Origin of the sequence: Longimonas sp., assembly GCF_040409695.1 — a bacterium.
Taxonomy (GTDB): Bacteria; Bacteroidota; Rhodothermia; order Rhodothermales; family Salinibacteraceae; genus Longimonas.
Genome location: NZ_JARWGJ010000087.1, coordinates 1 through 10,166, shown reverse-complemented (window position 1 = coordinate 10,166; position 10,166 = coordinate 1). Strand labels below are relative to the sequence as shown.

Here is a 10,166-nt window from a genome sequence, read left to right as displayed (position 1 = left end):
CCCCCTTAGTCAAGGGGGAGATGTCGAAGACAGAGGGGGTTTGAGCGGGTTGCGATGATGCAAACCACATGTCAATCACTTAACATCTTCCCGCTACCGAAATCAAAACAGGTTCTAAACACCGACTAACCGCTACCGTCCACCGTCATTACTCGCTGTCGGACTCGGCGCGTTTCCCACCGCCTGTACAATTAGACGCATATCTTCTCGGTCGGGCAGGCGGAACGTCTCTTCACCGATCAAAACCTGTACGTCGTCGGCATTGGCGATTCGGGCGAAGACGGATTCTGAGTAATGCGTCTCTACAATCTCCATGATCTCGCCGTCAAGATCGCGTGTGCGGGTCTCCACAGTAAGGGGCCGGATGCCCTGGTTATCGATGTTGACGCGGACCTCGCTGGCCGATGCCATGCTGGTCGTACTGCTCGTAAAGCCGTAGAACACGAGACTCCACCGCTCACGGTCAGTTGTTGGGTTGGAGGTGTAACGAGCCATGTAGGCGCCATAATCACCTGCATAGGTGTCGATCCACAGGTCGTTCATCTCCTCAAAGGCAACACGGTACTCACCGGTAATATCGCTGACTTCTTCCGTGATCTGTGCTGAAGAAGTCGGCGCCCAGAGGAGAGCGAAGGCTATGACGAGAGGGAGTATCCGACAAGTCATATCGCAAAAGGGTTTTTTGTATGTGATGGTAAGGCGTGTAGCCGCTTTTCAGACTAATGAAAGCGCTTTTTGTCAAACTCTTTAGTTGTTAAGCATTGATAAAGAAAATGGTCCGACAGCGCAAAAACAGATAAGCCAATGGCGCATGGGCAGGAAAAAGAGACCGATAAACCGTTACCGTCCCGACACAAATAACAGAGGACGTGAACAGCGCACTCCAGAGTATCATTGTGGAAGCGCTTGGATGTTAGATGAAAAGCCACTCGGTGCCTCTTTCTGCCGGTACTGCTTTTGACCTCTACTTTTATTTTGACTAATAGTGTGCCTCGTTATGACGATAGATGAGCAAGCCCGTACAACCATTGAGGATCTTGGCCTGGACCGCACCGAGCTCCTAATTGGTGCAAAAGCAATCGCCCAGGAGATCATCGAAGAAAGCACGTCCACCGACCGTCCGTTGCAAGGCATGGTCTACGACGTATGGGGCCTCTACAACGACGGAACGCCCAAATGCAGCTTTGCAACCAATAAAGACGGTGACCTGGTGTTTACCGCACAGTTTCACACCGACGAAAACGACGTCCACGAAGTGAAGCGGCGAGCCATATCCCCCGATACGCTCAAACAGCTGTGCAATCCCCACGGGTGAGCCGGACACGTGTGCCATGTGAAGTGCGGCGCCGCTGAACTGTAGGCGGCGGGTATCGTTTACACGTAGCCATTAGGGTGAACCTGTTTTCTCACGATCCGGTAGCGTCTTGTCTGACAGATCTGTAATCGTTTGTACGTTGGGCCGCGTGCCGTATGAGGCTACGTGGACGCTGCAACAGCACATTCAGGATGCGCTTATCGCCGCCAAGCGAGCCACACCGCCGCGCATCCCCCCAAACGTATTGCTTCTCCTTGAGCATCCGCACACGTACACATTGGGCAAAAGTGGGGATGCGGACCACCTGCTTCTGTCGGACGAAGCGCTCGCCGCGCACGGAGCCACGTTTCATCATATAGATCGGGGCGGCGATATTACCTACCACGGTCCCGGCCAGCTCGTGGGCTACCCGCTCTTTGATCTCGACCGCTTTGCGACAGATCTGGGGTGGTACCTGCGCACACTCGAAGAGGTGATCATCCGTACGTGTGCCGACTACGAGGTGACGGGGACACGGGTGGAGGGCCGCACCGGTACCTGGGTCGGGCCAGATGCACAGGGCCCCGAGCGCAAGATCTGTGCAATGGGACTGCGGTGCAGCCGCTGGGTTACGATGCATGGCTTCGCGTTCAACGTAGACCCCGAACTCGACTACTTCGGACACATCGTTCCATGTGGGATACGCGACCGGGGCGTCACCTCGCTGGCTCAAGAGCAGCCCCGCGACGTCGGGGTCGACGCTGTAGCGCCCATGCTGCTCAAACACATGGCGACCTGTTTCGAAGCCGATCTGCTTCCGTTGCCCCCTGCCGAATCATACACTTACCTGCGCGACTGGCTGCCAGCCGACGCAGAGGCGCCGCTGGATGCGCTGGAGCAAGCAACAAACACTGCCCCCGGACAGATCTCGGCATGACCTGTTCATGACGCCAGCGCACGGTGTTTCACAGCAAGCCCGTTTGGAATCCGACATGCCGGTTTCTATGTTAGCGAGACAATAACCTGATTCCGATTTTGCACTCGCAACGGTACCTTGACATGGCTGACTTCGACAACGAAAACTTTACGCTACGCCTGCTCACCGAGACGCTGTTTTACGATACGGAGTATGGCATCGTGGGTGTGCTGAGCCTGGTAGACCCCGAAGAGCGGCGTGAACAGTATCTGGCCTCGTATTCACCAGAAGACGACGCTTTCCTGATTGAGGAGGCGACGGACTGGGAAGACAACATAGAAAGTAACGAGGAGGAAGAGGTGGCGTACGCGCTGGCTGTAGATAGCGTAGACCATGGCACCTATGACCTTCCCGAAGAGGCTGCAATTGAACTGCTTACTCTGGCTGCTCAGAAGGGACTGCTGCCAAGCTTTACGCCGTACTACGAAGATATGTCGTGAGTGAGGGAGAAGAGACACCTAACATAGAAAGCACTACCAACATTAAGAAAGCCCGCTCAGGCCGAGAAGACCTGGGCGGGCTTTCTGTATGGACATGCCCATGGGCACGACTAAGTAGACCCAAGAAAGAACCTTTCGAGTATGTCATTGCGAGGAGCGTTAGCGACGCGGCAATCTTGTGCTTTATAAGCAGGGTAAGCCCTTTGCAAGGAACGCATGAGATCGCCGCGTCGGTCGTAAGCTCCCTCCTCGCGATGACAAGGTGTAAATGTATTTTCGGCGACCTACTTAGCGTGTGCCGAGTGGCATGTCGACGTGTTGTGCGCGTGTTATGCGCTGGCGGGAGCACCCTTTAGCACACGTATCAGCCCTTCGCCGACGCCCGTCGCCGAGGCCGGGTTCTGGCCGGTAACGAGGCGGCCGTCGATGACCACATTCGGTTCGAAGTCGTCGGCCGTTTCGACCGTGGCTCCGCGCTCTTCAAGTGTGGTCTGAAGCAGGAACGGAACGACATCGTCAAGCTCCATCGCGCGCTCCTCGCTGTCGGTGAAGCACGCGATGCGCTTCCCGTCAACGAGGTGCGAGCCGTCGGAGAGGGTTACATTCACAAGACCAGACGGTCCATGGCAGACTGCTCCTACGGCGCCGCCATCTTCGTAGATCTCAGCGGTTAGCTCCGCAAGATGGGTGTCATTCGGGAAGTCCCAGACCGTGCCATGCCCTCCTGCAAAGTAGATGGCGTCGTAGTCGTCAGCCCGGGCGTTCTCAGCCGCTTTGGTCTGCTGAAGCGCTTCTGTTACCGCCTCATCATCGAGGAAAGCTGCGTTGGCCGGGTCGTCAAGATCATGGCTCGACGGGTCCATGGGCACGTCGCCACCCTGCGGACTGATGAAGTCGATCTCGAATCCAGCATCCACAAGCACGTGGTAGGGGTGAGCGACTTCAGAGAGAAAGTATCCGGTCTTGTTACCGGTATCTCCCAGTTCGCTGTGACTTGTCAAGACAAATGCAATGCGATTGGTAGCCATAGCAGGTTGGATGTTTGGGTGGATTGTAATTCGCTACATGTCGTAACCGCTAACGAAGCGAATAAAGCAACGTTGGGCAGCATGCGACTTTGTTGCATGCATGCATCTGATGTCAACCGGTCTTTGAGATTCGCAGCTGTCCACGGTACACAATACATGCGCGGATTCTGTTCACGAGTCGAACGATGAGCGTTACCTGCAGAGTTGCTTCTCTCCTGGCATTCGTCTATAGTATATCGGTGTTGTCGCACCGCTAAACACCAGATAAAGCAGTGTGTGCGCATCCCCCCTGTTTCTTACCGTGAACCGGTTTTTGCTTATGCCCTTTCGCTATCTGCCTTTCTACGTGGCGTTGTCCGTGATCATCATGGTCGTTGGCGCCCTGCCTGTAGCCGCGCAAGAAGCGCCATATACGATTACCGGCACGGTTATCGACGATGCATTAGGCGGGCCCCTGCCTGGAGCAAGCGTGCAGGTCGTAGGAACCTCGCTCGGTGCAGCGACAGACGCCGACGGGGTCTACCGGATTAGTGGGCGCCTGGAGCCAGGCACGTATACGCTGCGCTACACCTTCGTGGGATACCGGGCCGCCGAGCGCGAGGTTACGCTCTCCGACGTTGAAACCGTGAGTGTCGACCCCGTACGTCTGCAGACAGATCTAATCCGTGGCGAAGAAATCGTTGTAACCGGTACGGGCGTGCCGACCGAACGGCGCCAGCTGGGCAACGCAATCTCTACAGTCGACGCGGGGGAGCTTGAAGAGAGCGGCGCTTCCTCGATCGACCGGGCGCTGCAGGGGAAGGTCGCCGGTGCGCAGATTCAGCAGAACTCGGGTAACCCTGCAGGGGGCATCTCGGTCCGGCTACGGGGTACGAGCACCGTGCTCGGGAGCGCAGACCCGCTCTATATTGTCGACGGTGTGATCATCAGCAACGACGCGCCTGAACTCATCGACCTCGGAGGCGGTGCGCAGAACCGGCTGGTCGACATCAACCCGAACGACATTGAGCGTATCGAGATCGTGAAGGGGGCGGCGGCTGCCGCGCTCTATGGGTCGCGCGCCAACAGCGGGGTGGTGCAGATCTTCACCAAGCGCGGACAGGAAGGAGCGCCGCGGGTATCGTTCACCACACGCGTTCAGACCGAGGCCGTCCGGAATACGCTTAACGTAAACACCGCCCAGAACGAGCAGGGCCAGTTTCTCGATAACAGCGGCAATCCGCTTCCCGATGGCGAGCAGCGCTGGGACTGGCAGGACTTCATTTTCGATCGGGCCTACGGCACCGAGCAGTCGCTTTCTATCTCGGGAGGCGCCGCCGACACCCGGTATAGCGTATCAGGGTCGCACTTTGCCAACCAGGGCATCGTGGAGGGCAACAGCTTTCGCCGGCTGAACGCACGTCTTCGCATCGACCAGACGCTTACCCCCTGGGCGTCGATCTCGGGGAGTGCCAACTACACGCGCAGCACCACACAAGACGTGCCCAACGGCGGACTCAACGCAAACTATGGGGCGCTTACCGGATTTATCTTTGGCCCGAACACGTTTGACCCGCGTCCCAACGAGCTGGGGCAATACCCGAACGAAGGCATCTTGGCCAATCCTGTAGAGGTGGCCGAGCGTTTTGACTTTGAGCAGGCGACCGACCGGTTTATCGGAAGCGCTACGCTCAACCTTACGCCGACCGATAACCTTAGCATCGACTATGTGCTCGGGATCGACACGCACGATCAGCGCGCCACCGCGTTCATTCCACGGGGCACCTCAGCCCCCGGCTTCGCTGGCGGATTTGCGCGTCGTAGCACGCGCAATCAGCTGCAGGTGAACAACGACCTCAACGTCCGCTACACCGCCGCCCTGACGCCCACGCTCGAATCCACCACCCTGATTGGGGGTACGCTGCAGTACGAGGAGGCAACCACGTTCAGCGCCCAGTCGCAAGACCTGAGTCCGGTATCGGAGGTTGTGCAGAGCGGCACCGCCTCGCGCGAGATTGGTGAGATTCGGAGCGAGCGTGCCATCTACGGCGTGTTCGCGCAAGAAACGCTGGGCTGGAACGACCGCCTCTTCGTGACCGGCGCGGGCCGCTTCGACGCGTCCTCTTCGTTTGGCGAGGGCGAGCGCTGGCAGTTCTACCCGAAAGCAAGCCTCTCGTATATCCTCTCGGAGCACACGTTCTGGACCGACGCGGGCCTTGCCGAGGCCATCCCCAGCTTTAAGTTGCGCGGCTCAATCGGCTTCTCGGGCGGGCTCACCTCGATCGGGGCGTTTGATCGTTTCACCAACTTCCCGCCGCAGGCGTACATCGGGCAGCCCGGCGTACAGCCCTCGTCGCAACTGGGCGCGCTGGGCGTGCGTCCGGAGCGGCAGCGTGAGATCGAGATCGGCGCCGACTTTAGCCTGCTGCAAGACCGCATTGCCGTCGAAGCTACGTACTACACGCAGCGCACCGAAGACCTGCTGCTGAACCGGTCGCTCGCCCCCACGTCGGGCTTCCTGAGTCGTCTGCAGAACGTAGGTACGCTCACCAACCAGGGCATCGAGCTGCTTATTCGCGGCCTGCCCATCAGCCAGGAGAATCTGCAGTGGACCACCACCCTCACCTTTAGCCGTAACCGTAACGAAGTGAACGGCCTCGAAGAAGACGTGCTGATCTTCCCCGAGTCGTTTGGGCTCGTGGGGGCGATCAACGGAGAACCGCTCGGGATCTATTACGGGTCGGCCTTCGCACGCGACGCCGCCGGCAACGTGCTTGACCAAAATGGCAACATCCTCGAAGAAGACGGCAACGGCCGCTGGCGGATGCGCGACGGCGCGCCTGCAGAGACGGGCGATGGCGTACCCGCACGCGCCGACGAAAGCCAGATCATCGGCGACCCCAACCCGGACTTTGTCGCTTCCTGGACTAACGAAGTCCGCTTCCGCAATCTGGATCTGCGCATGCAGTGGGATGCTGTCGTCGGGCAGGATGTGTTTAACTTCACACGCCGCCTGGCTGCCCTGAGTGCCTTCGGAACGCTCGACGACTACCAGCGGGAGCTGGAGGGGGATCTGCCGGCCGGATATACGGGCAGCGCTTTCGGCATCTTCGAACACTGGGTCGAAGACGGCTCCTTCCTGAAGCTGCGTGAGGTAAGCGCGGCCTACACGCTGCGCCTGGCGAGCGCGCCGGTCGAACGCGTGCGCATCAGCCTTACCGGACGCAATCTGCTCTCGATCGACGGGTACAGCGGCTACGATCCGGAGATCAATGTAGCTGGGCAGCGTACCAACGTGCGCAACTTCGACTTTGTGGAGGTGCCCATCCCGCGCACGTTCTCGCTTGGCGTAACCGCTACGTTTTAACCCCACCGCCCCGAATCCCCCTGGCCGTTACCACGCACTCTGCTTATGTTGCCTATGTTTGCCTCCTCCGTTCTGCGCGCCCCTCTTGCTGCGCTCTGCCTACTTCTTCTGGTTGCGGGATGCGACCTGAATATCGTTAACCCCAACGAGCCCTCTGAGGAGCAGGTCCTAACCACCACCGAGGGCATCGAGGCTCTCGCGGTGGGGATGCAGGAGTACTATGCAACCCAGACGCTGGCGCCGGTGCTGCTTACCACCGGCACTACGAGTCGCGAGGTGGCGGTCAACAACACCTTCGCCAACCTCGTCAATCTGGAGGCGGGCGGGGCCGACCTGCCAACAAACAACGCCAACATCCTGCAGCTCTGGTCGCGTAACTACCGCGTGGTGCAGATGGCCGAAGACATTACGGCGGCTACGCCCGACTTGCCCTTCGATGCAGGCACGGAAAGCGGACTGCTCAGCCTGGCGGACCTTTTTAAGGCGATGGCGCTGGGTAACATCGCGCAGGGCTTTGAGCAGGGGCCGCTAACAACCGACCGCGAGAACAACACGACGTTTGAGCCGCGTGAGGCGCTGTTTGACGAAGCAATCACACGCCTTGAAGACGCCCTCGCGCGCCTCAACGCAACCCCGCCATCCGATGCCTTTCTCGCTACCATCGTAGCACCCGGCATCGACCTGCGCAACACGCTGCAGGCCTATCGGGCCCGCTATCTGCTGTTCGCGGGCCGTTTTGGGGATGCGATCGCTGCTGCTGAAGCCGTCGACCCCGACGCCACTTCCACATTTCCGTTCGACGACCAGAGCCCGAATCCCGTATGGGATAACGTCTTCCTGACACCGAACTATGCGCCCCGCGAGGATTTCGGGTCTGCTGCGACGGACCAGGGGGATGCCCGGCGCGACTTTTTCCTGACCGGCGATACAGGGGGCAGCGCGGTGAATGACCTTCCCGTGCGCACGCTGGCAGGGTTCTTCGGGAGTGCATCCGCCTCGATTCCGCTTTACATGCCGGGCGAGATGGACCTGATCCGGGCCGAGGCGCTCGTGCAGACGGGTAATCTCGCGGATGCCACCGCAGCGCTGAATGCGGTGCGCACGCAAGCCCCCGACGACGATCCCCTCGGCGTAGGGGCCGATCTCGACCCGTACGACGGTCCGCTCACAGCAGACGCACTGCTGGAAGCGATTCACCAAGAGCGTCGAGCGGAGCTTTTCTTGCAGGGGGTGGCGCTTGAGGATATGCGCCGCCTGGGGCCCGCCGATCCAGACCCCACCGACTCGTTCGCCCGTAGCCGCAACTTCTACCCATATCCCGACCAGGAGCGCCAGAATAACCCCAACACCCCCACCGATCCTGCAATTTAGATGCAATCTCAGGTGCAACCGGTAACGGCCTGTGCTACGCTCGTCGCTTGCGCTTCCGCTTCACGATTGCACCCCGGAAGACCCCCTCACCTTGTCATCGCGAGGAGCGCAGCGGAGATCTCGGGATCTTCACCCCCCCTTCCGGCTCCGCCGGTAGAAGAGGAGTTTGGGGAGTAGAGTTCTGCAAAAGGGGTCGTAGAAAGAGCCCATCAAGTCCCCCTTCGGCGAAGGGGGAGATGAACGGAAGGGTATCGCCTCCAATCGCTCCCCTGGAGAGGGGAGGGGTCGCGCCAGCGACTGAGGGGTGGACCGGGTGGGCCGCCGTGCTTTCGCGTCGCATGGTATGCTGGGGATATGAGTGATCCCGAAAGTGTTCGGAACAGGTGTGGAGTTACCCGGCTATGGCTGCCTTAGCCCGGGGGCAGGAGCGGAGCAGATATCCCGGGCGGTGTTCGAGTCCCGCTAAACAGAATATCCCTTGGACGAGGGGGAGAAACCCGACACGAGCCTGTAGGGCGACTGATGGAGCAAAGCGGAATAAGGGAGAGGGGGTTCGAACAAGACAAACCTACATTCCACGATATCCTTATCACTTAGCGTCTACCCACTACCCTTAAAAGATATCCTCACCTTGTCATTGCGAGGACGCAGGACGAAGCAATCTCATACAGTTCTGTTCGGGGCGGGCTGCCATGATGAGACGTAGAGATCGCCACGTCAGTCGCTGGCGCTCTTTCCTCGCGATGACAAACTTGGGAGACTCTGACACCGTGGCGACCTTGCAGGGCGTGCTGCCCTTCCCGACCGCTGGGGACGCGGGCAGTCTTCGTATTCGAAAATGGCGGCTCTACGGATACGGAAGACCCCGGCTCGGGGGCCGGGGTGACTTGGTGGTCGAGGGGCAGTATTGTGAAGGGATAAGCGTGCTCTCCAGAATAGCCCCACAAGAGCAAGTCATCCCGGGCGCAGCAGAGCGGAGACCCGGAATCTTTATCCAACTCAGGACCAACCCCGCCCTGCGGGCATCCCTTCGTTCTACGCGTGCTCCGGCTGGGCGTCGGAGGGGGTGAGGTGGGCGAGCATGTCCTCCGTCATCGCTGCCATGTCGTAGGCCGGCGCCCAGCCCCAGTCGGCACGGGCCGCCGAATCGTCGATCGTAGCCGGCCAGTTGTCGGCGATCGCCTGGCGGGCATCGGGGGCGTACGCAACCGTAAACCCGCTCGCAGCATGCGCCTGTAGATGGCGGGCCAGCTCCTGCGCGCTGAAGCTGAATGCCGTCAGGTTGTAGCTCTCGCGCACCGTCAGCGCCTCCGCGTCCGCCGCCATCAGGTCGAGCGTGGCGCGGATTGCGTCGGGCATGTACATCATCGGCAGGCGCGTATCCGGACGCAGGTAGCAGGTGTAGGGCGCGCCGGTAGCAGCAGCGCGGTACATGTCAACAGCATAATCAGTTGTACCGCCGCCGGGCTCGGTCTTGTAGCTGATCAGCCCCGGATAGCGCAGGCTTCGCACATCCACCCCAAACCGCTGATGGTAGTAGCGGCACAGCAGCTCGCCGCTGCGTTTCGTGACGCCATACATGGTCGTCGGGTTCAGCACGGCCTCCTGTGGTGTTTCGTGGCGCGGCGTCGACGGCCCAAACACCGCGATTGAACTCGGCCAGAATAGCTTCAGGGCGTGCTCACGCGACAGATCGAGCATGTGCTTCAGC

At 59.8% G+C, this 10,166-nt stretch carries 8 protein-coding genes; 5 read left to right on the top strand and 3 right to left on the bottom strand.

Going from position 1 to position 10,166, the window contains the following annotated elements; all coding sequences use genetic code 11:
* Window positions 1-132: 132 nt before the first annotated feature.
* Window positions 133-666: a hypothetical protein gene (locus tag PPP56_RS05545; RefSeq protein ID WP_353563039.1), complete on the bottom strand. Its 534-nt coding sequence runs from the start codon at window positions 664-666 to the stop codon at window positions 133-135.
* 331 nt (window positions 667-997) lie between these two features.
* On the opposite strand from PPP56_RS05545, the gene PPP56_RS05540 reads away from it, so the two are divergent.
* The 3 genes from PPP56_RS05540 to PPP56_RS05530 all read left to right on the top strand — a co-directional run bounded on the left by PPP56_RS05540 (window position 998) and on the right by PPP56_RS05530 (window position 2,710).
* Window positions 998-1,315: a hypothetical protein gene (locus PPP56_RS05540; RefSeq protein WP_353563038.1), complete on the top strand. Its 318-nt coding sequence runs from the start codon at window positions 998-1,000 to the stop codon at window positions 1,313-1,315.
* A 109-nt stretch (window positions 1,316-1,424) separates the two neighbouring features.
* Complete coding sequence (gene lipB / locus PPP56_RS05535; RefSeq protein ID WP_353563037.1) at window positions 1,425-2,231, top strand: lipoyl(octanoyl) transferase LipB; 807 nt, start codon at window positions 1,425-1,427, stop codon at window positions 2,229-2,231.
* A 122-nt stretch (window positions 2,232-2,353) separates the two neighbouring features.
* Window positions 2,354-2,710 carry a hypothetical protein gene (locus tag PPP56_RS05530; RefSeq protein ID WP_353563036.1) on the top strand — a complete coding sequence of 119 codons (357 nt, stop codon included), beginning with the start codon at window positions 2,354-2,356 and terminating at the stop codon, window positions 2,708-2,710.
* Between the two features lie 329 nt (window positions 2,711-3,039).
* Here the strand turns inward: PPP56_RS05530 and PPP56_RS05525 are convergent, their stop codons facing one another.
* Window positions 3,040-3,738, bottom strand: coding sequence for a type 1 glutamine amidotransferase domain-containing protein (locus PPP56_RS05525; protein ID WP_353563035.1), 699 nt, complete (start codon window positions 3,736-3,738; stop codon window positions 3,040-3,042).
* Between the two features lie 319 nt (window positions 3,739-4,057).
* Between PPP56_RS05525 and PPP56_RS05520 the strand changes: the two genes are divergently transcribed.
* Both PPP56_RS05520 and PPP56_RS05515 read left to right on the top strand, forming a co-directional pair.
* A complete protein-coding gene (locus PPP56_RS05520; protein ID WP_353563034.1) occupies window positions 4,058-7,084 on the top strand; it encodes a SusC/RagA family TonB-linked outer membrane protein in 3,027 nt (1,008 codons plus the stop codon).
* Window positions 7,085-7,138: 54 nt separating this feature from the next.
* Window positions 7,139-8,455 carry a RagB/SusD family nutrient uptake outer membrane protein gene (locus PPP56_RS05515; protein WP_353563033.1) on the top strand — a complete coding sequence of 439 codons (1,317 nt, stop codon included), beginning with the start codon at window positions 7,139-7,141 and terminating at the stop codon, window positions 8,453-8,455.
* Window positions 8,456-9,490: 1,035 nt separating this feature from the next.
* Here the strand turns inward: PPP56_RS05515 and PPP56_RS05510 are convergent.
* Window positions 9,491-10,166, bottom strand: a 676-nt coding sequence (locus PPP56_RS05510) for an NAD-dependent epimerase/dehydratase family protein (protein WP_353563032.1), incomplete at its 5' end; no start/stop codon positions are given.

Bases quoted from the DNA above. Each gene is read 5' to 3' on its own strand.
- PPP56_RS05520 (WP_353563034.1), top strand. From the start codon at position 4,058: ATGCCCTTTCGCTATCTGCCTTTCTACGTGGCGTTGTCCGTGATCATC.
- PPP56_RS05515 (WP_353563033.1), top strand. From the start codon at position 7,139: ATGTTTGCCTCCTCCGTTCTGCGCGCCCCTCTTGCTGCGCTCTGCCTA.
- PPP56_RS05540 (WP_353563038.1), top strand. From the start codon at position 998: ATGACGATAGATGAGCAAGCCCGTACAACCATTGAGGATCTTGGCCTG.
- PPP56_RS05525 (WP_353563035.1), bottom strand. From the start codon at position 3,738: ATGGCTACCAATCGCATTGCATTTGTCTTGACAAGTCACAGCGAACTG.
- PPP56_RS05545 (WP_353563039.1), bottom strand. From the start codon at position 666: ATGACTTGTCGGATACTCCCTCTCGTCATAGCCTTCGCTCTCCTCTGG.
- PPP56_RS05530 (WP_353563036.1), top strand. From the start codon at position 2,354: ATGGCTGACTTCGACAACGAAAACTTTACGCTACGCCTGCTCACCGAG.